The following is a 24945-nucleotide window of genomic DNA, read 5'->3' as shown; positions in this document are numbered from 1 at the left end:
ACCATACTTTTAACCAATTCCATTTACCCCCCGTTTGTCCGACACTGACTTCATTGCAACGAACAAACAGGAGCGAATCATGGCAAACGGAAAAAACGTATTGGTCCTCGGCGCCACCGGCGGCATCGGCGGTGAAATGGCGCATCGCCTGCACGCGCAAGGCTGGCACGTGCGCGCACTGCATCGCCAGGCCGAACAGGTCGCCGCCCGCCCCGGCATGCACAAGTTCGACTGGATCAGTGGCGATGCCATGCAGCGCGCCGACGTGGTAGCCGCCGCACGCGGTGTCGACGTGATCGTGCATGCGGTCAATCCGCCCGGCTACCGGCGTTGGGCCGAGCTGGTGCTGCCGATGATGGACAACAGCATCGCCGCCGCCCAGGCCTTCGGCGCCCGCATCGTGCTGCCGGGCACGGTCTACAACTACGGCCCGGACGCCTTGCCCGAGCTGCACGTCGATTCGCCGCAGCATCCGGTCACGCGCAAGGGCGCCATTCGCGTGCAAATGGAACGACGCCTGCAAACCGCAGCCGCCGACGGCGTGCGCAGCCTGATCGTGCGCGCCGGTGATTTCTTCGGCCCGCATGCCGGCAACAACTGGTTCTCAATGGGATTGGTAAAGCCGGGCAAGACGCCGGCCTCCATCATCTATCCGGGCAAGCGCGGCGTCGGCCATCAATGGACTTACCTGCCCGACCTGGCGGAAACCATGGCTCGTCTGCTCGAACAAGAAGCGTCGCTGGAAACCTTCGCGCGCTTCCACATGAACGGCCACTGGGACGCCGACGGCGCACAAATGACGGACGCGATCCGCCGCGTGCTCGGCAAGGCACGGCTGCCGGTGCGCAGCTTCCCATGGTGGCTGCTGGGCCCGGCCGCGCCGGTCGTGCCGCTGTTCCGTGAGATGAAGGAGATGCGCTACCTGTGGCAACAGCCGGTGCGCATGGACAATGCGCGCCTGCTGCAGGTGCTGGGTGAAGAGCCGCACACGCCGCTCGATGAGGCCGTGCGCGCGACCCTCCGTGGGCTTGGTTGTCTGCCCGCGCAAGCCGGAACACAGACTCGCGCGGCGTAGGCAATACGTTCAAGCGCCAATCACACTGCCAGCCATGGCGGCGCAGCTTCCTTCACGTCGATCTTCTTCGGAATCAGTTTCAGGTCGAAGAAGGTATCGGCGATGCGCTGCTGCTCGGCCAGGATGGCGCCGGTGATCGGTTCGGTGCCGAAGCTGTAACGGCTGACCATGATGTCGACCACCGTCTTCGGCAAGCCGAGCACCGCCGACAGTTCCGCCGACAAGGCAGCGTGGTTGGCCTTGGCCCAGACGTCGATCTGGTTGAGCTCGTCGATGATGATGTTGATGACGTCCTTGTTCTTCTGCGCATAATCCTTCGACGAAAAATAGTAGGCGCGATTCTTCACCACGCCATTGGCATCCGCCAGGATTTGCGCGGACAAGGTGCTTTGCGCAGCGGCCAGGTAAGGCTCCCAGATCGCCCATGCATCGATGGCGCCTTTCTCGAACGCGGCGCGCGCGTCGGCCGGCGACAACCACACCGGATTGACGTCGGCGTAACGCAGTCCGGATTTCTCCAGCAGCTTGACCAGGAAGTAATGGACGTTGGAACCCTTGTTCAAGGCGATCTTCTTGCCCTTCAAATCGGCCACCGACCTGATCGCGGAGCCGGCCGGGAGCAGGATGCCTTCCAGACCGGGGCGCGGTACGGTGGCTGCGGCATAGATCAGGGGCGACCCTGCCGCCTGCGAAAAGATTGGCGGCGCTTCACCGACGTCGCCGAAGTCGATGGACCCCACGCTCAATGCTTCCAGTTGCACCGGACCGGCCGAGAATTCTATCCACTTGATCGAGACGCCCAAAGGGGCCAGGCGTTTTTCCAGCGTGCCCCGTCCCTTCAGCAGGCTGAGCACGCCCTTCTGATAACCGATGCGCAACTCGCGCGCAGCGGCCGATGCAGAGAGCGGGAACAACGACGTCAAGGCGGCGAAGGCGCTGAATCCGGCCCCGCCTCTCAGTACTTTGCGACGCAAGGTATTGGTGGCGGAGGCGGCGTTTGATTTCAAAGTAGTTGTTTTTTTCATGTGCTTCCCATGGTTGTAGATTTGCTTACTCTAAAGAGCAGAGCAGACCTCAGGGAACGAATAAAAAACCATATCAATATGCGGTAGCCGACGCTCTGCATCCTCTGTGCTGTATTCATCCGAGCACTCTCTGCCGCTCGTTCTGCGCTATCGCTTATCTGTTTTTCGAACTAGCGAACTCGTTTTTATTCGTTTTGTTTCAAATTGGCGGCCCGTACATTTATGTCAACGGCCTGCTGTCGTCTATCGCCACCAGAATGACCGCAATTGCGAGCAGGTCCGAGTCGATTCGTTGTCAGAACGTCAGAACAATCATCGAGGTCTCCTTCATGTCCGTCGCTTATTCGTCCGCACCTGTTCAATCCCCCGTATCCACTGCGGCCTTGCCTGAGGAGCTGGTCTCCATCAAGGCCGAGGCCACATCGTCTTCCCTGCCCTATGCCGGCGGCGTTCCGCCGGTGCTGGCCTGGAAGCTGTTCTCCACCCAACAGGTATTGCTGGTGGACGTCCGTACCAATGAAGAACGCAAGTTTGTCGGCCATGTTCCCGGCAGCATCCATGTACCGTGGGCGACCGGCACCGCGCTGACACGCAATCCGCGCTTCGTGCGCGAGCTGGAAAGCAAGATCGGCGGCAAGGATGTCGTCGCGCTGCTGCTGTGCCGCAGCGGCAAGCGCTCGGCGCTGGCGGCTGAAGCCGCAGCCAAGGCGGGTCTCACCTGTATTTTCAATGTCCTGGAAGGCTTCGAAGGCGAGATAGATTCGGAGCAGCAGCGCGGCAAGGCCGACGGCTGGCGCTTCCATGGATTGCCCTGGATTCAGGACTAAATGCAGGACTGAACAAAAAAATAAAAGTAAAGGAACAGCGTGGCCACTTTCGACATTCCCAACATCGTGCAGTCGCTGCATGAAGCGCGCCTGAACTGGCGCCAGGCGCAACGGCGCGCCAGCGAACCGGGGGGGCGCGAGTTTCCTTCGCGCGATGCGCTGTCGGAGGTCATCGAGAGCCTCAAGGGCGTGCTGTTCCCGATGCGTCTCGGCCCGCCCGACCTGCGCCAGGAAAGCGAAGACTTCCACGTCGCCCATGCACTCGATGCGGCCCTGCATTCGCTGCTGAAACAGGTGCGCCTGGAATTGAAATACAACGCGGCGCTCCACAGCGTGACCGGCGCCACCGACCGCGACATTGACCATGACGCACTGGCGGCAACCCGGACCTTCGCAGCAGCGCTTCCCGGCATCCGCACCCTGCTCGACAGCGACGTGCTGGCGGCCTACCAGGGCGATCCGGCGGCGCGCAGCGTGGACGAAGTCCTGCTGTGCTATCCCGGCGTGCTGGCGATGATCCACTATCGTCTCGGCCACCAGCTGTATGTCCTGGGCCTGCCGCTGCTGGCGCGCATCGTCGCTGAACTCGCGCATGGCGCCACCGGCATCGACATCCATCCGGGCGCCACCATCGGCGCCGGCTTCTTCATCGATCACGGCACCGGTGTGGTGATCGGCGAGACCGCGGTCATCGGTGAACGCGTACGCGTCTACCAGGCGGTCACGCTAGGCGCGAAACGTTTCCCTACCGATGCCGAAGGCAACCTGCAAAAAGGCCTGCCCCGCCATCCGGTGGTGGAAGACGACGTCGTCATCTACGCCGGCGCCACCATCCTCGGCCGCATCACGCTGGGCAAAGGCGCGGTCATCGGCGGCAATGTCTGGCTGACGCATGATGTGCCGCCGGGCGGTCGCATCGCGCAGGCGGAGTCGCGCGAAGGCGCGTTTGCCAACGGCATCGCTTCCACGTGAACACCATCGTGAACCGCCTCATCCGGGGGAGCTGACATGAATACAAGACAACACGCCGGCAAGCGCACCGACAAGGATGCGAAACCAGACCTCACCGACGACAACATCCCCAGCCCGTTGGTGCAGAGCTTCGGCATCGGCGTGCGGCAATTGCGCGAGGCGCAAGGCTGGTCGCAGGAGCGCCTGGCCGAGAACTCCAACCTGAACCGCTCCTACATCGGCGAAATCGAACGCGGCGGCGCCATTGCCTCGCTGGTTACCGTCGAGAAACTGGCCTTCGCGCTGAAGCTGACGCCCTCCGCGCTCGTGACACGCGGCGAAGCGATCAGCCAGATGAATCTGGTGCGCGGCATCAAGTTGATGGCTATAGCATGTTGAGGCATCGCTGCGCTGACGCCACACTCTGACGGTCAGTTTTCAGTCGTCTTTTTTATCTCACTTATTGAATTGGAGTCACGATGTCGGCAACAGTTGGCGGTACCACCGCGCTTGGCGATAACGCCGCACGGCAACTAGCAAACGCAACCAAAACCGTACCGCAACTGGAAACCATCAGCCCTCGCTGGCTGACGCATCTGTTGCAATGGGTTCCCGTCGAGGCCGGCATCTATCGCCTCAACAAGGTCAAGAATCCCGAATCGATCAAGGTCACCTGCACCGCACGCGAAGAAGAAAACCAGCTGCCGCGCACCTTCGTCGACTACGAAGAAAATCCACGCGAATACTTCCTCAACGCGGTCTCGACCGTGCTGGACGTGCATACCCGCGTCTCCGATCTGTACAGCAGCCCGCATGACCAGATCAAGGAGCAACTGCGCCTGACCATCGAGACCATCAAGGAAAACCAGGAAAGCGAACTGATCAACAATCCCGACTACGGCCTGCTGGCGCAAGTCACGGATGAACAGCGCATCTTCCCGCTGACCGGCGCGCCGACGCCGGACGATCTGGACGAGCTGCTGACCAAGGTCTGGAAAGAACCGGCCTTCTTCCTCACGCATCCGCTCGCTATCGCCGCCTTCGGCCGTGAAGCGACCCGCCGCGGCACGCCGCCGCCGACCATCAGCCTGTTCGGTTCGCAATTCATCACCTGGCGCGGCATCCCGCTGATCCCGTCGGACAAGGTGCCGGTCGCCGACGGCAAGAGCAAGATCCTGCTGCTGCGCGTGGGCGACAAGCGCCAGGGCGTGGTCGGTCTGTTCCAGCCGGGTCTGCCGGGCGAACAAAGCCCAGGTTTATCGGTGCGCTTCATGGGCATCAACAACCATGCGATTTCGTCGTACCTGATTTCCTTGTATTGCTCGCTCGCGGTGCTGACCACCGACGCGCTGGCGGTGCTCGACGATGTCGAAATCGGCAAGTACCACGACTATCCCGACACCTATAAATAAGCCGCGACGTGAGCCTACTTTCGCCCCCACCCTCATTGCCGTCCGGCCAGCCCGTCGGCGTTCCTGAAGCGTCAGGCGCGCCGTTCGATCCGGCGGTGCTGGCGCGCCTGGCGACCGAGTTCTTCTCGGCCCCGCCGGCGCCGCCGTTTGCGCCGCATGGCGTGCAGGCGCCCGCCAACATTGCACCACCCGGTTCGCCGCTGGTCAGTCCGGCAGGTTTTGGACCAGGCGTACCCGGCACACCGATTCCGCAGGGCCAGATTCCCGGCACCAACCTGATCCCGGCGTCGCCGACCCAGGTGCTGTCGCTGGGTAATCGCGCTCCTGCGCTGGCGCCTGTTGCGCCGGCGGGCAACGGCGTTCCGGACAAGCTCCTGAGCGCCGGACCGGCCTACGATCCACGCAGCGGCGGCGGTTTGCTGGGCGTACCTGAATCAGTGGGTGGCGCCCGGCCGCAAGCCGGTGCATCACCTTACTACTTCCTCAGCGACAGCTATGGCCAGCCGGGCGCAGGCACATCCGTACCGGCGACACCGGATGCGCATCTGCCTTCGCCGTCGATCCCGGAACATCGCAGTCTGACTGCGCCGCCGGCAACCGGCATTCCGGGTGCGGCGTCGGCATCATCGTCATCATCGACACCCTCGCCATCGACTACACCGCAGTACTACTTTGTCGATTCAGTAGTCCTGCCGAGCGGTTACGTCACCCCTGCCAAGGCGCAGCCGCATGCGACGGCGCCGCTGGTCGGCGGCGATCGTCATCCGCCGTTCGACGTGAATGCGGTGCGACGCGATTTCCCGATTCTTCAGGAACGCATCAACGGTCGCCAGCTGGTCTGGTTCGACAACGCGGCAACGACGCACAAGCCGCAGTCGGTGATCGACCGCATCAGCTATTTCTACGAGCACGAAAACTCGAATATCCACCGCGCTGCACATGAACTGGCAGCACGCGCCACCGACGCCTACGAAGGCGCGCGTGAACGGGTGCGTCGATTCATCAATGCGCCGGACGTCAACGAAGTCATCTTCGTGCGCGGCACGACAGAAGCCATCAACCTGGTGGCCAAGAGCTGGGGCGCGCAGCATGTCGGCGAAGGCGACGAGATCATCGTCTCCAACCTCGAGCACCACGCCAACATCGTTCCTTGGCAGCAGTTGGCCGCCGCCAAGGGCGCCAGGCTGCGCGTGATTCCGGTGGACGATTCGGGTCAGATCCTGCTGGACGAGTATCGCAAGCTGCTCAACGACCGCACCAAGATCGTTGCGATCACCCAGGTGTCGAATGCACTAGGCACGGTCACGCCGGTCAAGGAAATCGTCGAGCTGGCCCATCGCGCCGGCGCCAGGGCGCTGGTCGACGGCGCGCAGTCGGTGTCGCACATGCGCGTCGACGTGCAGGAGTTGGGTGCGGACTTCTTCGTGTTCTCGGGCCACAAGGTGTTCGGTCCGACCGGCATCGGCGTGGTCTGGGGCAAGCGCGAAGTGCTGGAAGACATGCCGCCATGGCAAGGCGGCGGCAACATGATCGCCGACGTGACGTTCGAGAAGACGGTGTTCCAGCCGATTCCCAACAAGTTCGAAGCAGGCACGGGCAACATCGCCGACGCGGTCGGACTGGGCGCTGCGATCGACTACGTCAACAAGATCGGCATCGAAAACATCGCCCGCTACGAGCATGACCTGCTGGTCTACGGCATGCAGCAGCTGCGCGAAATCAAGGGCGTGCGCCTGATCGGCACGGCCGACGACAAGGCCAGCGTGATGTCCTTCGTGCTGGCCGGCTACAGCACAGAAGAAGTCGGTCACGCGCTCAACGAAGAAGGCATCGCGGTGCGTACCGGCCATCACTGCGCCCAACCGATTCTGCGCCGTTTCGGCGTCGAAACGACGGTGCGGCCGTCACTGGCTTTTTATAATACCTTCGACGAAATCGACCGTCTTGCGACGGTCATCAGCAGGCTCGCCGGACAACGGCGAACAGGCTGAACGGGTAATCGGCAGTCGGATGTGAAAACGGCCATGGAGCATTCCATGGCCGTTTTTTTAACTGCGGTGCTTGTGTGCAATCAGTGCGAGCTCGGCTCATTGAGCGCCGCCACGATGTCGGCGCGCTTGAGTTCCGGGGCGAATTGCAGGATGAAGTCGTAGGTGTAGGCGCGCAGGTAGGCGCCGCGACGCACTGCCAGACGCGTGATGTTGGAGGCGAACAGATGCGAGGCTTCGATCGCCTGCAGGCCGTGATGCTTGCCCTGCTCGATCGCCATCGAGGCGACGATGCCGACGCCCAGCCCAAGCGCGACGTATTGCTGGATCACGTCCGAGTCCATTGCGGTGAGCACGATGTCCTTCTCGATGCCGGCCTTGCGGAAGGCGTCGTCGATATGGCCGCGGCCCGTGAAGCCGACGTCATAGGTGATCAGCGAATGCGCCGCCAATTCCTCCAGCGTGATCGGATGCTTGAGCGACAGCAGCGGATGTCCTTGCGGCACCACGACGACGTGATGCCAGGTATAGCAGGGGAACGACACCAGGTCCTTGAACTGGCTCAGGCCTTCGGTAGCGATGCCGACGTCGGCCTTGCCCGACATGACCCATTCGGCAATGTGTTCCGGTGCACTTTGTTGAAGCGCAATACGGACCTGCGGAAACGCCGCGCGGAACGCCTGCACCACGCGCGGCAGCACGTAACGCGCTTGCGTGTGGGTGGTGGCGATGGTCAGCGTGCCGCTTTGCTCGCCGGCGTACTCCTGGCTGGCCTGGCGCAGGTTTTCCGCTTCCAGCAGCAGTCGCTCGACGATGTGCAAGATGCCCTTGCCCGGCTCGGTCAGGCCGATCAGGCGTTTGCCGTTGCGTTCGAAAATCTCGACGCCGAGCTCTTCTTCGAGCTCGCGAATCTGGCGGCTCACACCGGGTTGCGAGGTGAACAGCACATTGGCCACTTCAGTCAGGTTGAAACCGCAGCGGGCGGCTTCGCGGATCGAGCGTAATTGTTGGAAATTCATCGTGCATCCTTATTCCGGGCGGCTTCGGTAGAGGCCGCGTTGTCGACGAACACGTGCAGGCGGCGCGGTCGCACCACCAGCGTTTCGCCGTCTTTCAGATTCAATTGTGCAAAGCGTTCATTGGAGATGACGGCTTCGATCAGTTGCGCATTGTCTTTGCGCTCCAGTTCCAGTTGCGCCAGCGGACCGATGGCATGCGAGCGCCTGAGCTGAGCCACGATGCCTTCGGCGCCGGGCGAATAGCGGTCGACTTCGAGGTCGTGCGGACGCACGTAGCCGATGCCTTTTTCGTCCTGCGCCTGGGCGTGGTTGGGGGCGTCGAAGGTAACGCCGCCGGCTTCCAGCACGCCTTCGTGCACGCGGCCGTGGAACAGGTTGACGTTGCCGAGGAAACCGTACACGAACGGCGACGCCGGATGGTTGTAGACCTCGGCAGGCGAACCGATCTGCTCGACGTTGCCCTTGTTCATCAGCACGATCTGGTCAGCGACTTCCAAGGCTTCTTCCTGATCGTGGGTGACGAAAATACTGGTGACGTGCAGTTCGTCGTGCAGGCGGCGCAACCAGCGGCGCAGTTCCTTGCGCACCTTGGCGTCGAGCGCGCCGAACGGTTCGTCCAGCAGCAGCACGCGCGGCTCCACCGCCAGTGCGCGCGCCAGGGCGATACGCTGACGCTGGCCGCCGGACAATTGCGGCGGATAACGATCGGCCAGCCAGTCGAGCTGGACCAGCTCCAGCAACTTGGTGACCTTGTCGCGAATCTGCGCTTCCGACGGACGCTGGGCGCGCGGTTTGACACGCAGGCCGAAGGCGATGTTTTCAAACACGGTCATGTGCTTGAACAAGGCATAGTGTTGAAAGACAAAGCCGACCTGGCGTTCGCGCACATGGCGCGCCGAGGCGTCGTCGCCGTCGAGCAGGACCTGGCCGGAATCGGGCGACTCCAGGCCGGCGATGATGCGCAGCAGCGTGGTCTTGCCGCAGCCCGACGGTCCCAGCAAGGCAGTCAGTTCGCCTGCAGGGAAATTCAGGGAAACGTTGTTGAGCGCGACGAAATTGCCGAAACGCTTGTTAATGTCTTTGACTTCGATGCTCATAATTGCTCCAGATCTGCGCCGGGATGGGCGACGTGTGCGGTCAACTGCTTGTGCAGACGCCACTCGATAAAGCTCTTGATCGCCAGCGTCACCAAAGCCAGGAAGGCCAGCAGCGACGCCACCGCAAATGCGCCGACGATATTGAATTCGTTGTAGAGAATCTCGACCTGCAGCGGAATCGTGTTGGTCTCGCCGCGGATATGGCCGGACACCACCGACACCGCCCCGAACTCGCCCATGGCGCGGGCGTTACACAGGATCACGCCGTACAGCAGGCCCCATTTGATATTCGGCAGGGTCACGTGCCAGAAGGTCTTCCAGCCCGAGGCGCCCAGCACCAGTGCGGCCTCTTCTTCTTCACTGCCCTGCGATTGCATCAGCGGGATCAGCTCACGCGCCACGAACGGGAAGGTCACGAACACCGTCGCCAGCACGATGCCCGGCACCGCGAACAGGATCTTGATGTCGTGCTCGCGCAGCCATGGACCGAAGTAACCCTGCAGGCCGAACAGCAACACATAGATCAGGCCCGAGATCACCGGCGAGACCGAGAACGGCAAGTCGATCAGCGTCAACAGGATGTTCTTGCCGCGGAATTCGAACTTGGCGATCGACCATGCCGCCGCCACACCGAACACCAGGTTCAGCGGCACGGCGATGGCGGCGGTCAGCAGAGTCAGCTTGATGGCGGACCAGGCATCCGGTTCGATGATGTTGTCGATGTAGACGTCCCAGCCTTTTTTCAGGCCTTCATAAAACACGGCGACCAGCGGCACGAACAGGAACAGGGTCAGGAAGGCGAAGGCGATCCCGATCAGCAGGATGCGCACCCACAACGGTTCCAGCGTGGCGGCGGGCGCGTGGACAGGCTCGCCGCGCGGCGCGATGGAAGCAGCAGGAAGTCCCGGGGTAATGACGGCGCTCATGTCAGACTTTCTCGGCCTGGCCGCGCTTGCGGACCCAGGCTTGCAACAGGTTGATGGTCAGCAGCAAAGCAAACGACACGATCAGCATGACCACGGCGATGGCGGTGGCGCCCGTGTAATCGTATTGCTCCAGCTTGGTGATGATGAACAGCGGCGTGATCTCCGACACCATCGGCATGTTGCCGGCGATGAAGACGACCGAACCGTATTCGCCGGTGGCGCGTGCAAAGGCCAGCGCAAAGCCGGTCAACAATGCCGGGAACACGGTGGGGAAAATCACGCGCGCAAAGGTCTGCAGGCGTGAAGCGCCGAGACTGGCGGCGGCTTCTTCAAGCTCGCGCTCGGCGTCTTCCAGCACTGGTTGCACGGTGCGCACGACAAAGGGCAAGCCGATGAAGGTCAGCGCTACCAGCACGCCCAGCGGCGTGAACGCAACCTTGATGCCGAGCGGCACCAGGTAACGGCCGATCCAGCCGTTCTGTGAATAGAGTGTGGTCAATGCAATGCCGGCCACCGCGGTCGGCAGCGCAAACGGCAAATCGACCAGCGCATCGATGATGCGCTTGCCGGGGAATTTATAGCGCACCAGCACCCAGGCCACGATGCCGCCGAAAATCACATTCAGGAAAGCGGCTAATAAAGAGGCGCCGAACGTCAGCCGATACGAGGCCATCACGCGCGGCGAGGTCACGGCGCTGACGAAAGCGTCCCAGGTCATCGTGAAGGTCTTGAGGAAGACGGCCGACAACGGGATCAGCACGATCAGGGTGAGATAGAACAGCGTGAAGCCGAGCGACAGGCGGAAGCCCGGCAACACCCGGAACGGCGCTTTCTTGTTCGTGGCAATGGAGACGGTCACGCTTGCACTTCCTTTTTATTGTCTTCTCCGGGGCTGGCTCGACACCTGCAAACGCGTATCAGCGCGACAACAACCGGAGGAATCTCTTATTACAAATACGACTAATGAGCGAGGATAATCGCATCGCATTGTTATAAAGAGAACGAATTTTTTTGCATGTCCATAGAAGTTTTACGCATAAAGAAGGGCTTCCCAAGTGATTTACCGAGGGATCGAAACCAGCCGTCAAAATCTGCGCAAAGTCGCTTCGGCGCTAGTCATCCGACGACTGATCACTCACGGAATGAACAAGTGGTCAACCACTTAACATCATGTGAAAGCCCATGCTTACAGCCCTGTAAGCCTTATAAAACAAGGATTCGGTCCACCGAAAAATAAACCGGCCAGACCATATTGCAATATTGGTCAGGCCAACTTAGAATGGCCTGACCAATTTTCAGGGACCTCCCCTTCAGCCCGTCATGCTCAAAGTCGTCACAGCCCTTGCCGAACTCAGCGCGCCCGAAACGCGCCTGTATCGCGTGGTCGCCGATCGTGTCCAGGCATACATCCGCGATGAACACATTGCGGCCGGCGAACGCCTGCCGTCGGAACGCGACCTGGCGGCGCAACTGAAGGTCAGCCGCGCCTCGGTGCGCGAAGCGCTGATCGCATTGGAACTGACCGGCGTGATCGAAGTGCGCGGCGGCTCCGGCATCTACGTGATTGAAAAGAAAGGCGCGGCGCCGGCCATCCAGGAAATCGGCCCGGGTCCGTTCGAGATCTTGTCGGCGCGCTGCCTGATCGAGGGCGAAGTTGCCGCGATCGCCGCGCGCATGGCCACCGACGGTGCGCTGGACGCCATCCTGCGCGCACTCAACGACATGGAGCGCTTCTATCACGACCGCCCCAACAATGAAGAAGCCGACCGCACCTTCCACCTGTCGATCGCCCGCGCCACCGGCAACAGCGCACTGGTCAGCGTGATCGAAAACCTGTGGGACCAGCGCGGCCGCCTGTGGATCAAGATGGAAGAACACTTCCATACCGAAGAATTGCGCCAGCAGACGCTGGTCGACCATCGCCGCATCCTCGAGGCCATCGTCGACCGCGATCCCGAAGGCGCGCGTAAAGCGATGCACTCCCACCTTGAACGCGTGACCACCGAGTTTTCGCGCGGCTGGGGCGGCGGCAAGGCTTATATGCCGCATCACCAGGAGTAGCAGCGCCAGATTCAACACGATAGCCGCGACGACGTCCGCCAGAGGCCCGGGTAGCCAACACCCGACAGAGCCGAGGATGCCGGAAGCGATAAAGACAGACTTTGGAATTCAGGAGACGACATGCCATTGCTGCACCCAGACCGACTGTTCCCCGCCGACCACGACACGCGCTCGATCGCGCGCCGCCTCTATAAAGAGATCAAGGACGCGCCCATCGTCAGCCCGCACGGCCACACCGACCCGGCCTGGTTCGCCGACAACGCCGCCTTCCCCAATCCGTCGGCGCTGCTGATCCAGCCCGACCACTATGTCTTCCGCATGCTGTTCAGCCAGGGCGTCAAGCTGGAAGAGCTGGGAATCCCGACCCGCGACGGCACTACGGTCGAAGCCGATCCACGGCGCATCTGGCGCATCCTGGCGAAACATTGGCCGCTGTTTCGCGGCACGCCGTCGCGCATGTGGCTCGATCACGTGTTCGAAGAAGTGTTCGGCCTCGAAGAAGGCCTGACCGAAGTCAATGCCGACCGTCTCTACGATCACATCGACGCCTGCCTGCAGCGTCCCGAGTTCCGTCCGCGCGCACTGTTCGAACGCTTCAACATCGATGTCATCGCCACCACCGAGTCACCGCTGGATCCGCTGGCGCATCACGCCAAGCTGAAGAGCGATCCGTGGCAAACCGCCAAAGGCCGCGCCCGCGTGGTGACGGCTTATCGTCCCGATCCGGTGGTCGATCCGGAGTTCGAAGGTTTCACCGCCAACGTTGAACGCTTCGGCGCACTGACCGGTGAAAACACCCGCACCTGGGAAGGCTACCTGCAGGCGCACCGCATCCGCCGCGCCTTCTTCAAGGAACACGGCGCGACCTCGACCGACCACGGCCATCCGAGCGCGCGCACCGCCGATTTGCCGTTGGCCGAATGCAAGGCGCTGTTCGACAAGGCGCTGTCGGGCAAGATCAGCCGCGACGAAGCCGAACTGTTCCGCGCCCAGATGCTGACCGAGATGGCGGCGATGAGCATCGACGACGGCCTGGTCCTGCAGATCCATCCAGGTTGCTGGCGCAGCCATAGCCCTGCGATGCTGGCGCGTTTCGGTCGCGATAAAGGTTTTGATATCCCGATGCAGACCGAATACGTCGGCGCGCTCAAGCCGCTGCTGGATCGCTTCGGCCTCGATCCGCGTCTCTCCGTCATTCTGTTCACGCTGGACGAAACCAGTTACTCGCGCGAACTGGCGCCGCTGGCCGGCGTGTATCCGGCCCTGAAACTCGGTCCGGCCTGGTGGTTCTTCGACGCGCCGGAAGGCATGCGCCGCTTCCGCGAGCTGACCACCGAGACCGCCGGTTTCGCCAACACCGTCGGCTTCAACGACGACACCCGCGCCTTCCTGTCGATCCCGGCCCGCCACGACGTCAGCCGCCGCATCGATTGCGGCTATCTGGCGCGCCTGGTGGCCGAGCATCGCCTGCATGAAGACGAAGCGCTCGACCTGGCGCATGACCTGACTTATCGATTGGCCAAGCAGGCTTATCGTTTGTAACCGTTTTTGAAAGAGAGCCACCGCAATCGCAGTACGGTTTGAAGATTCATCAGAGCGTCACAAGACGTCCGCTTTATCCCGGTACCCAACAATTCCATCTCTAGGAGGAGACATCAATGAAACAGGTTTTGAACACCTTGCACAAGGCGACTCGCCGCACCATCATGGCTGCCGCCATCAGCGTCGGCTTCGCTGCCATGGTCGGCAGCCCCGCTGCGCATGCGCAAGCAGCCGTCACTATCAACGTGGTCGACGTCGCCGGTTCGCTGGCACTGTTGCAGGAAGCGATCGAGTCATACAAGACCACGCACCCCAACGTCAAATTCACCTTCACCAAAGCGCCGGCGCCGGAACTGCCGAGCAAGCTGAAGGCGATGCAGAACGCCAAGCGCAGCGACATCGACCTGGTCCTCGGCGGCACTGACATTCTGGCGGCCGGCATCGAGCAGAATCTGTGGGTGACGCTGCTGCCCGAGAACAACGCCAAGTTCGCACCGTTGACCGAGAACTATCTGCCGGAAGTGAAGAAGATGCAGGAACTGGCGCATAACCAGGGTCTGGCCGTGGCCTTCATGCCGGCCGGTCCGCTGCTCGAATACAACCCCGACAAGGTCAAGCAGGTACCGACCTCGCCGCAGGAATTGCTGGCATGGTGCAAGGCCAATCCGAACAAGCTGATCTATGCGCGCCCGGCCAACTCCGGCCCCGGCCGTACTTTCCTGATGGGCCTGCCTTACCTGCTCGGCGACAAGGACCCTAAAGATCCGGTCAAGGGCTGGGACAAGACCTGGGCCTACCTGAAAGAACTGAACACCTGCATCGAGTACTACCCGGGCGGCACCGGCGCCGTGATGAAGGAACTCGGCGAAGGCTCGCGCGACATGACGGTCACCGTGACCGGCTGGGATATCAACCCGCGTGCACTGGGCGTAGTGCCGAAGGAATTCAAGGTCGGCGCCTTCAAGAACATGACCTGGGTCAACGACACCCATTACATGATCGTGCCGAAGGGCCTGGCCCCCGCCAAGCAAGCCGTGGTGCTGGACGTGATGGCTTACCTGCTGCAACCGAAGCAACAGGCGCAGACCTACGACAAGGGGTACTTCTACCCTGGTCCTGCGATCAAGAACGTGCCGGTGACCATGGCGCCGCAAGCCAGCCAGGACACTCTGAAGGAATTCGGCCGCGCCGAGTACGCCGACTGGATCGCCAAGTTCCCGCACGTGCAACCGCTGGACGCGCAGGTGATGGTGAAAGCATTCCGCATCTGGGATGAACAAGTCGGCGCTCAAAAGTTTAAATAAGCAAAGTAGCAGAGACAAAGCAGAACCAGCCGGGCGGCAACGAAACATTCCACGTCGCCCGGCTCATTACGATCAATTAGAGGCAAGCATGAAACCTGACTTCAAGACATTGCGACTGGATCGCGTGACACGTCGCTTTGGCGGCCCGGCTAAAACCAACGATGCACCGCAGATTGCTGCGCTGGATGGTTTGCAGATGGACATCGCGCGCGGCGAATTCATCGCCCTGCTCGGCCCTTCCGGCTGCGGCAAGTCGACTGCATTGAACTGCATCGCCGGCCTGCTGCCCTTGTCGGACGGTGGCATCTATCTTGACGATCACCGTATCGATACCTTGCCGCCTGAACAGCGCGGCTTCGGCATGGTGTTCCAGAACTACGCCCTGTTCCCGCACATGACGGTGGCCAAGAACGTCGGCTTCGGCCTGCTGATGCGCGGCGTTCCCGCCGCCGACATCCAGACCCGCGTCAAGCGCGCCCTTGATCTGGTGCAACTGGCGCAACACATGAACAAGCTGCCCGGACAGTTGTCCGGCGGCCAGCAGCAGCGCGTGGCGATCGCGCGCGCCATCGTCATCGAACCGCCGCTGATCCTGATGGATGAGCCGCTGTCCAACCTCGACGCCAAACTGCGTCTGGAAATGCGCTCCGAAATCCGTCGCATCCATGGCGAACTTGGCCGCACCACGCTCTACGTCACGCATGACCAGGACGAAGCGCTGTCGCTGGCCGATCGCATCGTCGTCATGAAGGACGGCAAGGTGCAGCAGATCGGCACGCCGCCGGAAGTCTACGGCCAGCCGTCCAATCTCGCCGTGGCGCGCTTCATGGGTTATCGCAACGAGTTGATCCTGGATGTGGTCGGCCAGGATGCTCAGACCGTGACCCTGGCCGGTCCCGGCGTCAATCTGGTCGGCATTCCGAAGATGCGCCTGAACGCCCGCGCTGCTGTATCGATCCGTCCGGAAGAATTCAGCATCTGCGCCGATGGCAGCAACCCATCCAACAGCATCAGCGCGCGTGTCGAGTCGGTTGAATATTACGGTCGCGAATCGCTGTTCATGCTGCGCACGCAAGACAACACGCGCCTCTACGTACGCGCCGAAGGCAAAGCTTCTCCGGGCGAGACCATTCGCGTCGCGGTCGCAGCCGATCGCGTGCTGGCCTACCCTTCCGAACAGGTGGCATGATGCTGACGTCCTCGCAAACCGCCGGCGCGCGCTGGCGCGATCCTGCCATGTGGATGGCGGCACCTGCCGTGATCTTCATGCTGGCCGTGTTCGTCTATCCGTTCATCCACGGCCTGATCCTGTCGTTTCAGCCGCTCGAAGGCGGCGGCATGCTGTCGAACTACATCAAGTTCTTCAACACCGAGAACCTGTGGATGACCATCGGCGTGACGCTCAAGCTGGCCTTGCCGGCGACGCTGATCAATATCCTGATCGCGGTGCCGGTGGCTTATCGCCTGCGTCACAAGACGCCGTATCAAAAAATTGCCACGACGATCCTGGTGATTCCGATCACGCTGGGTACGGTGTTGATCGCCGAAGGCATGCTGACTTACTTCGGCCCGAAGGGCTGGTTCGCACAGATCCTGCAGACGCTGCATATCTATGAAGGCGCGATCCGCCTCACTCACAACTATGCGGGCGTACTGATCTCGCTGGTGATCTCGGGTTTCCCGTTCGCCTTCCTGCTGATCCTGTCGTACATCACCGGCATCGATCCGGTGCTGCCGCGCGCGGCGGCGACACTGGGCGCCAATCCGTTCAACCAGTTCCGCTACGTGATCTTCCCGCTGATCCTGCCGGGCCTGGCGATGGCGTTCTGCCTGTCGTTCGTGCAGGCGTTCTCGGTCTTCCCGTCAGCCGTGCTGCTGGGTTCACCGGCCGGGGCGACGCGTGTGATTTCGATTGCGGCGTATGAAGCGGCGTTCGAAAACTACGACTATTCCATGGCCTCGGCAGTGGCGATGATCATGGGTGCAGTACAACTGGGCGTGGTGGTGATCGTGCTCGGCGCACGCAACCTGTTCTATCGCGGTCCGGTCACCGGCGGCAAAGGCTAATCATGAATCAAGCAACGACAACTACTTCTCCCATGATGACATCGCAATCCATCTCCAGGCAGCCAGCACCGAAGCGCCGCACGCATTGGGGCAGCCGCGCCTGGAGCGGGCTGGTGGTCGGCCTGATGACCTTCTTCCTGATCAACGTCGGCCTGATGATCGCCTCGGTCGCCACCAACTCGGTGGCCAAGCGCTGGCTCGGCACCTGGCTGCCGAGCGGCTGGACGCTGGAATGGTATTCCGCCGCCTGGCAGGAGTTCCAGCTCGGCGACGTCTTGCTGGTGACTGTGCAGGTAGTGCTGTCGGTGGTAGTGCTATCGATCCTGATCGGCGTGCCGGCGGCGTACACGCTGGCGCGGCGCAACTTCCGCGGCAAGAAACTGCTGACCGGCCTGTTCCTGCTGCCGCTGATGATCCCGCCGATTACTTACGGCATCCCGCTGGCGACATTGATGTATGAACTGCACCTGGCCGGCACCCTGCCTGGCGTGATCATCGCCAACCTGTTGCCGGCGCTGCCGTTCGTGATCCTGGTGATGACCCCATTCATCGAGCAGATCGATCCGAACCTGGAGTCAGCCGCACGCGTGTTCGGCGCACGCACCTTCACGATGTTCCGCCATGTGCTGGTGCCGCTGCTGGCGCCGGGCATCCTGGCCGCTTCGCTGCTGGTGCTGGTGCGCACGATCGCGATGTTCGAGCTGACCTTCCTGACGGCCGGCGCGGATACGCAGACGCTGGTGGTGGCGCTGTACTACTCGGTGTTCGCGGCGGGTGTGCGCGCTTCGCAATCGATCGATGCGATGGCGATGGTGTACATGATCGTCACGCTGATCTGGCTGCTGATCGCGATGCGCTTCGTCAGCCCGACACAACTGGTGTCGCGCGTCAAAGAACATCCGCAAAACTGATGAACATTGACGCGGGAACACGATGAAGCTGAACAAGCAAACGCTAACGCATGCCGGCAAGCAGGCGACGCTCCCGACCTACGACAGAACCGCCCTGCTGCCCGGCATCGTGCATCTGGGCTTGGGCGCCTTCCATCGTGCGCACCAGGCGGTCTACACGGACACGGTGCTGGCGCAGGGCGATCTGCGCTGGGGCATCGTCGGCGTATCGCTGCGCAGCCCTGATACGCGCGATGCGCTGGCGCCGCAGGACAACCTCTATACGCTCGGCATCAGAGGCACGGAAGGCGAGCAACTGCGCATCATCGGCTCGCTGATCGAGTCGCTGGTCGCGCCGGAGTCGCCCGCCGCCGTGCTGGCGGCGATGAGCCACCCGCATTGCCACATCGTCAGCCTGACCGTGACGGAAAAAGGTTACTGCCACGATCCGGCGTCCAATACCCTGCGCTTCGATCATCCCGACATCGTCCACGACCTGGCGCACGCAGATGCCCCGAGTTCGGCGATCGGCTTCATCGTGCGCGCCCTCGACAAGCGCCGCGACGCGGGCTTGCCGCCGTTCACGGTGCTGTCCTGCGACAACCTGCCGTCCAACGGCAACACCTCGCGCGCGCTGGTGCTGGCGTTTGCCGAGCGCGTCGATCCTGAATTGTCGAAATGGATTTCCCAGCATGGCGCTTTCCCCAACTCCATGGTGGATCGCATCGTGCCCAAGACCACCGATGAAGATCGCGCCGCCATCGCTGCGCGCCTGGGCCTCGACGACGCGTGGCCGGTGGTGACGGAGCCGTTTTCGCAATGGGTGATCGAAGACCGTTTCGCCGGCCCGCGACCTGCCTGGGAGACCGCCGGCGCGACGCTGGTGGAAGAAGCCGAACCCTACGAACACGCCAAGCTGCGCATGCTCAACGGCAGCCATTCCAGCCTCGCCTACCTGGGTTCGCTGGCGGGCTACGTTACCGTTGATCAAGCCATCCGCGACGACGGCTTGCGCGATTTCATCGAACAGATGATGACGCAGGAAATCGCACCGACTTTGCAACGCCCCGGCCTGACGGAATATCGCGACGAGCTGGTGGCACGCTTCCGCAATCCGGCGTTGAAACATCGCTTGCAGCAGATCGCCATGGACGGTTCGCAGAAATTGCCGCAGCGTCTGCTCGGCACCATCCGCGCGCGTCTCGATGCGGGACTGCCTTGCGCGCGGCTGTGTTTTGCGGTGGCGGGTTGGATGCGCTATCTGCGCGGAGTCGATGAAGCCGGCCTGGCGTATCCGGTCTCTGATCCGCTGGCGGATGCGTTGCAAGCAGCAGCACGCATCGCCGACATTAATCAGCGCGTGGACGCCTTGCTGGCGCTGGAAGCCGTGTTCGGCAATGACTTGGCAAAACGGGTGGAGTTTGTTACTGCGGTGAAGACATTCCTGCGCAGTATCCAAGAACAAGGAGTTTTACAGGCGCTGAGCAGAATCGATGCAAAGAATGCCTGATTAGCGGATTAAAGAAAAGCGCCCCCCCGTTTCTTGTGGGCGCGCCTTTCTGATTTTTCCATGCCATATCAGCACACAGATACCGTCCGGGTCGGATAGTCTTTGGACGGTATCTTCCACAGGCAGTCGATGACAAGCTATTCACGCATCGCACTGGCCCATGTCACGATGGATTGTTACAACAAGAACACAACGCGCGGCACCAGATATCCACCGCCTTCACGCAATGTCCCGGTTTGTGTGGAAACGTAGCTGCTACACAACGCTCCCGCGTCCTCGTCGCTTTGTACAGGGAATATCGGCTGGCCCTTGGAGTCTTGAGTCAACAGGGCAATTTCTTTATCGGTGAAAGCGCTTTCACGTTGTAAATCTTCCATGTCGCCCATACGTCCATTGAAGCGCGCATTCTCCGCCTGTCTGGCCAACTCAGCCTTGTCGTCGAAAATCTTTTGCAGTTCAGGATTCTTGACCTTGGCCTTCTCAAAATTCTGCCAGGCCTGATGGTTATAGCGATCGTGTTCCGACGGCGGCTTGGTTTGCCAGGTGCGCAACTTCTCAGTCTTCTCTTCCGCGCTCACGTAGCCGCCCAGATAGAACCCGGCCAGAGAATCATGCACTTGTTCTTCCAGCAGAGCGATACCGTCGGCTCTCGACTGACCTCGTTGTTCTTCAAATACCTTCAAGGCCAGGGTTTCCGTGGCGTCGGGAGCCTGACGTGTATCCGCACGCAACAGCTGCTGTTGATTGGCAAGATGACTGTGGCCCGGCCCGTAGAATTTGATTTCATCGCCATTGTCTCTATACCTCCTTGGAGGACCGCCCTTGGTGCGCTCGCGCAGCAGTTCCATGTCGCCCTTGAACAGTGCATCGTAGCTGGCGATATCCTGCTGCTCTTGGGGCGTGGCGCGCTGATATGCCGGCAGTTGCGCCATGCGGCCCAGCCAATGGCTGCGAAAACGGTAGTACATGCGCAGGTGTTCGCGCACCTGTGCTTCATAGGTGCCGGCGAAATCCCCTGCCGCCATATACGCGTTCCAGTTGGCCGCCAGTTCTGGGCTGAGGGCGTAGTCGGCCTGCAGGTCTGAAGCCATGCCCCTGTAACCTAGTAACGGTACGCCCGCCAGGCGCGCGATTTTATGCATATGCAGCAGCGGCACTTGCGACACCATCTGTCCCACCGTCATGCCACGGCCTTGCTCCTTGGGGCAGTAGCCGCCGCCCACATCAGCATGCATGCCGGGATACAACATTTCCTGCACGTTGTTTCCTTGGACGCGCGTGACGGGGAAGTTCATGCGCTGTTCGTGTGCGGCGATGTAGTGCACCGTCTTTTTGACCAGCGAGGGGAGCGGCGTCAAGGTCTCCGCCGCCCAGCTGAAGTGGCCGTCAATGAAGCGGAACGGCGTGGTTTGCGCAGCCGAATGCGGCAGGCCGACCGAGGCGACTGAGTCGAACAAGCCGAGAAAGTTGATCTCGATGGGCATGCCTGCGAGCGTGGATTTCTCTTCCAGCGCGGCGTGAAGCCAGTAGCAGAAACTGCGCGCTTCTATCGCGCCGCGTGAGAAACCGAATAAGGCTACGCGAATTTTAGGAATGCGCGGCTGGATGATGATGTTGCGCCGGGCTTGCAGCGTGTCGTTCAACTCATCGCGCAATTGGGCGAACCAGCGTTTGCGGCGCTCGTGTTCGGGGTATTCCTTGTCGTAATTCGTCTCGACGTCGCGGACGTAGCTTTTTAGTTTGGCTGTGAGTTGGGCTTCTTCATATAGAGGCGCTCCGTAGTTAAACGCACGATAGACAGCATCATAAACACGCAAGATGCCGTACAAGATTCGTGCTTGCCCGCCTTTACCCATGGCTTTGCCTTCCTGGGTCTCTTTCCATTCTTGATTTTCTGGGAAGCGTGTCCCGACACCGGGAATATAAAAACTAAAGCAACTGGAATCCTTAAGATGACCTTCGCCCTTGATATCTTTGTGTGCATTAAACAGCTTGACGATATTGGTATGCGCTTGATTAGGTTCATCCCGATATTTGTTGTTACTAGTGCCATCGAAAAACAGACCAATGCGCACCAGCTTTTGACAGGGCGGTAGTTTATTACCACTCGGTGCGTACTGCGCAGGCATGTCGTCAAGCCGGCTGATCGCGATATATTCGCACATGGTGAATTCGAGTTCTGCACTTGCAGTGTCCGCTATCGTCGGCGGGGCTGAATGAATTGGTGTACTCACGATTATTGCTCCTCCGGTGGCGGGACGGTGGCATTTTCCGATATAGGATGTTTTGGGCTTTCTGGATAAAAAATGGAAGATACAACTCGAACCTGATCATTCGGAAAGAAATGAACAACTACCTTGTCAGCTTTCTCATACCGCATGATATTGGTCGTCTTTTCCACCCATTCCCGCCCATTGGGTTTCCAGCGAACTTTGACTTTCATCCCAGGAAACCAGGTCTTGGGCAGAGCGTAGCCCGCCGCAATGATGCCCCCGCAGTTAGTGCCGCCCGCTTCCCGACCACCCAACCGACTGCTTGAAGCCGGTTCTTCAATGTAAAAAGAATGGATATAGCCTGTCCCGTGTGTCACGCAAGAGACCGAGACATATTCTCTCGATATAGGTACATACGACAGCGTGGATGTCTTTGCAGGCGCTTCCGGCGCGGTCGCATTGCAAGCCGTCAAGGTAGAGATGCTGGCAAATAGCAGCAGTGGCAGCAGTAGCCTTTTAATCGTCATCGTTGTTTTCCTTGGCAAGTACTTCTTGAGAAAAATACAGTCTGCCAATGTCCGTGAAGATACGAAGCTTGTAAATATGCGCGGAACTACAGGCCAAAAGAATCAGGAAAAACCGTTAAATATGGAGAAAGGATTCCTGCCGGCTATTGAATTGATTTGTCAGTTGGCGGGATTTAGCAACGTGTTCATGCTCGTCCCGAGAAACCGGGCAATACGAGATTTGAAGAGATTGTTCTCCCGCTGCAGATAAAAAGGAGGCATACGAAGCCGTGCCACGGTAGATTTATACGAAGTATTCTGCACGTTGCACATCAAGGATGCTGCTCGAAGACCACCGAATATGGAAAGACGCATTGCTACTTTGCAGCGTGGAGCGGGCCCGACCCGGATGGCATAAGCGTATTGAAGAGGTGCTTGAGAAATCAGGTGAGCGCGGCCTACGAGAAACTGAACGCGACGCCAGTTTGTAATTCTCCAATCCTACATCCTTGTCGGGATTGCTCAGGATATCGTGACCGAGTTTTAGGCGGAAGCGCGTACCTTGCTCTTCGCCTCTTCGGTATCCTTTACCGGCGGCAGGCCGAACATCCTGCCGTATTCGCGCGTGAACTGCGGCACGCTTTCATAGCCGACCGCAAACGCCGCACTGCTGGCGCTGACGCCGTCGGCCAGCATCAGTCTCCTGGCCTCGATCAGGCGCAACTGCTTCTGGAACTGCAGCGGCGACAACGATGTCACGCTGCGGAAATGCTGATGGAACGACGACGGGCTCATACCTGCCACCTCCGCCAGGCGTTCCACCGGCAAGGCCTGCGCGAAATCGCTTCGTAACACCTCCACCGCTCGCGCCACGCGCCGCGCCTGGCTGTCCGGCCATCCCAGATTGCGAATCGCCGCGCCATGTTTGCCCGCCAGCAGCCAGTAATGCAGCTCGCGCGTCAATTGCGCCTGCAGCACCGGCAACGCCGCCGGACGATCGAGCAAGCGCATCAGCCGCAGCGCGGCGTCGGCGACTTCGGCATCGGTCGGATCGACGCGTACCGGCGCCTGCACAACAGCCGGCGCCGCTTCCATCTGCATCGCCAGGTCGGCAATCACGGCAGGATCGAGTTCCAGCACCAGCGACAGATAAGGCGCGGCGAGACTGGCCCGCGTGATCTGGCTGACGGTCGGCACATCGGCCGTGATCAGCAACGAATCTCCCGCCGAGAAGGAGAAGGCCTGCGCGCCCATGGCAACGCGCTTGCCGCCCTGCACGACCAGGCACACCAGCGGCCGTGAAATGGCGTAGAGCAACTCGCTGACTTCGGTCGCGCGCACGATGGTGAGCCCGGCGATGGGCGTGTGCGCCAGCCCGTCCCGTTCGGCATGGGCGTCGGCATAGCGGTGTACGGCAGTGAGCAGGGTCGTCATGATGCAAGCCTACCTTGTCGGCGACTGTCTTGCACGCGACTTGCGCGCGACTTGGAGGATCAGGCAAGGAACGTCGAGTTTCCGGTAACCGGGCCTGTCCCCTGCGTCTGATACTGCGGTCTCCATCAACGCACCAGCACAGGAGCCCCATCATGACCATGACCAAGATCACCCTCGTCACCGGCGCCAGCCGCGGACTCGGCCGCAACACCGCCCTCAGCATCGCCCGCCATGGCGGCGACGTCGTGGTCACCTACCACAGCCGCAGCGATGAAGCGCAAGCCGTGGTCGCCGAGATCCACTCCCTCGGCCGCAAAGCCGTCGCGCTGCAACTCGACACCGGCGACGTCGCCGCATTCGCCTCCTTCGCCGACCGCCTGCGCGCCGCGCTGCGCGACACCTGGTCGCGCGACACCTTCGATCATCTGGTCAACAACGCCGGCCACGGCGACTACGCCTTGATCGGCGACACCACGGAAGCGCAGTTCGACGGCCTGGTGAACGTACATTTCAAAGGCGTGTATTTCCTGACGCAAACCCTGCTCCCACTGATCGCCGACGGCGGCCGCATCGTCAACCTGTCGTCAGGCCTGACGCGCACCTCGTTCCCCGGCTATGCGGTCTATGCGGCCGCCAAAGGCGCGGTCGAAGTGCTCACGCGCTACATGGCAAAAGAATTGGGCGCACGCGGCATCGCGGTCAACACGGTTGCGCCCGGCGCCATCGAAACCGACTTCGGTGGCGGCGCCGTACGCGACAACCCGGACATCAACAAACTGTTTGCAGGACTGACCGCACTGGGCCGCGTAGGCGTACCGGACGACATCGGCCCGATGATCGCGAGTCTGCTGTCGAAGGACAATCGTTGGGTGACGGCGCAAAGAATTGAAGTGTCCGGCGGACAAGGAATTTAAGAAGGGAACGAGGGAGCAGGAGTAAAAGAAACCAACGATCTCAATACCATCTCAGTCCCCTGGCGATGCGCAGCGAGCCAGTCTGGAATTCCGCTTGCGAGTAGCCGGTGGCGGCAGGTGCAAATCGGATAAAGAGGGGAAACTTGTCTGAGCGCAGCGAGTTTGTTTCCCCTCCCGATTTGCG

The 24945-nt window shown here is 61.1% G+C and carries 22 protein-coding genes; 14 read left to right on the top strand and 8 right to left on the bottom strand.

Translation table 11 applies throughout. The features are described 5' to 3' along the window. The first annotated feature begins 79 nt into the window (after nt 1-79). Nucleotides 80-1075 (top strand): SDR family NAD(P)-dependent oxidoreductase, encoded by a 996-nt coding sequence (locus ACIROW_RS22875; protein ID WP_402279222.1) that lies wholly within the window; start codon nt 80-82, stop codon nt 1073-1075. 20 nt (nt 1076-1095) lie between these two features. Here the strand turns inward: ACIROW_RS22875 and ACIROW_RS22870 are convergent, their stop codons facing one another. Beyond that, nucleotides 1096-2100, bottom strand: a complete 1005-nt coding sequence (locus tag ACIROW_RS22870) for a sulfonate ABC transporter substrate-binding protein (RefSeq protein WP_402279219.1) — start codon at nt 2098-2100, stop codon at nt 1096-1098. Between the two features lie 329 nt (nt 2101-2429). On the opposite strand from ACIROW_RS22870, the gene ACIROW_RS22865 reads away from it, so the two are divergent. From ACIROW_RS22865 to ACIROW_RS22845, 5 genes are all read left to right on the top strand, one after another. Next, nucleotides 2430-2927 carry a rhodanese-like domain-containing protein gene (locus ACIROW_RS22865; RefSeq protein WP_402279217.1) on the top strand — a complete coding sequence of 166 codons (498 nt, stop codon included), beginning with the start codon at nt 2430-2432 and terminating at the stop codon, nt 2925-2927. Between the two features lie 39 nt (nt 2928-2966). Next, the gene (gene epsC, locus ACIROW_RS22860; RefSeq protein WP_402279214.1) at nt 2967-3899 is read left to right on the top strand and encodes a serine O-acetyltransferase EpsC; all 933 of its coding nucleotides are present in this window, start codon (nt 2967-2969) and stop codon (nt 3897-3899) included. A gap of 36 nt (nt 3900-3935) precedes the next feature. Further along, nucleotides 3936-4277 (top strand): helix-turn-helix domain-containing protein, encoded by a 342-nt coding sequence (locus tag ACIROW_RS22855; RefSeq protein ID WP_402279212.1) that lies wholly within the window; start codon nt 3936-3938, stop codon nt 4275-4277. Nucleotides 4278-4357: 80 nt separating this feature from the next. Next, entirely contained in the window at nt 4358-5290 is a 933-nt protein-coding gene (locus ACIROW_RS22850; protein WP_016835647.1) for a family 2A encapsulin nanocompartment shell protein, read from the top strand. Between the two features lie 8 nt (nt 5291-5298). Next, nucleotides 5299-7281, top strand: coding sequence for a family 2A encapsulin nanocompartment cargo protein cysteine desulfurase (locus ACIROW_RS22845; protein WP_402279208.1), 1983 nt, complete (start codon nt 5299-5301; stop codon nt 7279-7281). Between the two features lie 80 nt (nt 7282-7361). Here the strand turns inward: ACIROW_RS22845 and ACIROW_RS22840 are convergent, their stop codons facing one another. From ACIROW_RS22840 to cysT, 4 genes are read right to left on the bottom strand one after another with little or no spacing between them, the layout of a single operon-like run. Further along, nucleotides 7362-8297, bottom strand: a complete 936-nt coding sequence (locus ACIROW_RS22840; protein ID WP_402279205.1) for a CysB family HTH-type transcriptional regulator — start codon at nt 8295-8297, stop codon at nt 7362-7364. Beyond that, entirely contained in the window at nt 8294-9394 is a 1101-nt protein-coding gene (locus ACIROW_RS22835; protein ID WP_402279203.1) for a sulfate/molybdate ABC transporter ATP-binding protein, read from the bottom strand. The genes ACIROW_RS22840 and ACIROW_RS22835 overlap by 4 nt, the downstream gene beginning before the upstream one ends. Next, nucleotides 9391-10320 (bottom strand): sulfate ABC transporter permease subunit CysW, encoded by a 930-nt coding sequence (cysW, locus tag ACIROW_RS22830; RefSeq protein ID WP_402279200.1) that lies wholly within the window; start codon nt 10318-10320, stop codon nt 9391-9393. The genes ACIROW_RS22835 and cysW overlap by 4 nt, the downstream gene beginning before the upstream one ends. Before the next feature lies 1 nt (nt 10321). Further along, nucleotides 10322-11179, bottom strand: coding sequence for a sulfate ABC transporter permease subunit CysT (cysT, locus tag ACIROW_RS22825; protein ID WP_116433251.1), 858 nt, complete (start codon nt 11177-11179; stop codon nt 10322-10324). A 461-nt stretch (nt 11180-11640) separates the two neighbouring features. Between cysT and ACIROW_RS22820 the strand changes: the two genes are divergently transcribed. The 7 genes from ACIROW_RS22820 to ACIROW_RS22790 all read left to right on the top strand — a co-directional run bounded on the left by ACIROW_RS22820 (nt 11641) and on the right by ACIROW_RS22790 (nt 19694). Next, complete coding sequence (locus tag ACIROW_RS22820) at nt 11641-12381, top strand: FadR/GntR family transcriptional regulator (RefSeq protein ID WP_402279197.1); 741 nt, start codon at nt 11641-11643, stop codon at nt 12379-12381. 120 nt (nt 12382-12501) lie between these two features. After that, the gene (uxaC, locus tag ACIROW_RS22815; protein ID WP_402279194.1) at nt 12502-13923 is read left to right on the top strand and encodes a glucuronate isomerase; all 1422 of its coding nucleotides are present in this window, start codon (nt 12502-12504) and stop codon (nt 13921-13923) included. A gap of 116 nt (nt 13924-14039) precedes the next feature. After that, complete coding sequence (locus tag ACIROW_RS22810; protein WP_402279191.1) at nt 14040-15227, top strand: extracellular solute-binding protein; 1188 nt, start codon at nt 14040-14042, stop codon at nt 15225-15227. 88 nt (nt 15228-15315) lie between these two features. Beyond that, on the top strand, nt 15316-16416 hold the full coding sequence (locus tag ACIROW_RS22805; RefSeq protein ID WP_402279189.1) for an ABC transporter ATP-binding protein: 1101 nt from the start codon (nt 15316-15318) through the stop codon (nt 16414-16416). Continuing rightward, the gene (locus ACIROW_RS22800; protein WP_402279186.1) at nt 16413-17294 is read left to right on the top strand and encodes an ABC transporter permease; all 882 of its coding nucleotides are present in this window, start codon (nt 16413-16415) and stop codon (nt 17292-17294) included. The genes ACIROW_RS22805 and ACIROW_RS22800 overlap by 4 nt, the downstream gene beginning before the upstream one ends. Nucleotides 17295-17326: 32 nt before the next feature. Beyond that, entirely contained in the window at nt 17327-18205 is an 879-nt protein-coding gene (locus ACIROW_RS22795; RefSeq protein ID WP_402279183.1) for an ABC transporter permease, read from the top strand. A 22-nt stretch (nt 18206-18227) separates the two neighbouring features. Then, entirely contained in the window at nt 18228-19694 is a 1467-nt protein-coding gene (locus ACIROW_RS22790; protein WP_402279181.1) for a mannitol dehydrogenase family protein, read from the top strand. Nucleotides 19695-19870: 176 nt separating this feature from the next. On the opposite strand, the gene ACIROW_RS22785 is transcribed toward ACIROW_RS22790, so the two are convergent. The 3 genes from ACIROW_RS22785 to ACIROW_RS22775 form a co-directional block, all read right to left on the bottom strand. Further along, nucleotides 19871-21928 (bottom strand): T6SS phospholipase effector Tle1-like catalytic domain-containing protein, encoded by a 2058-nt coding sequence (locus ACIROW_RS22785; protein WP_402279179.1) that lies wholly within the window; start codon nt 21926-21928, stop codon nt 19871-19873. Nucleotides 21929-21930: 2 nt separating this feature from the next. After that, nucleotides 21931-22434 (bottom strand): DUF3304 domain-containing protein, encoded by a 504-nt coding sequence (locus ACIROW_RS22780; RefSeq protein WP_402279176.1) that lies wholly within the window; start codon nt 22432-22434, stop codon nt 21931-21933. 522 nt (nt 22435-22956) lie between these two features. Further along, nucleotides 22957-23847: an AraC family transcriptional regulator N-terminal domain-containing protein gene (locus ACIROW_RS22775; protein ID WP_402279173.1), complete on the bottom strand. Its 891-nt coding sequence runs from the start codon at nt 23845-23847 to the stop codon at nt 22957-22959. A gap of 158 nt (nt 23848-24005) precedes the next feature. Between ACIROW_RS22775 and ACIROW_RS22770 the strand changes: the two genes are divergently transcribed. After that, nucleotides 24006-24761, top strand: a complete 756-nt coding sequence (locus ACIROW_RS22770) for an SDR family NAD(P)-dependent oxidoreductase (protein WP_402279382.1) — start codon at nt 24006-24008, stop codon at nt 24759-24761. Nucleotides 24762-24945: the final 184 nt, after the last annotated feature.

The sequence above is a fragment of the Herbaspirillum sp. NPDC101397 genome, from assembly GCF_044767325.1.
Lineage (GTDB): Bacteria > Pseudomonadota > Gammaproteobacteria > Burkholderiales > Burkholderiaceae_D > Herbaspirillum.
This window is presented reverse-complemented; position numbering and strand designations above follow the sequence as displayed.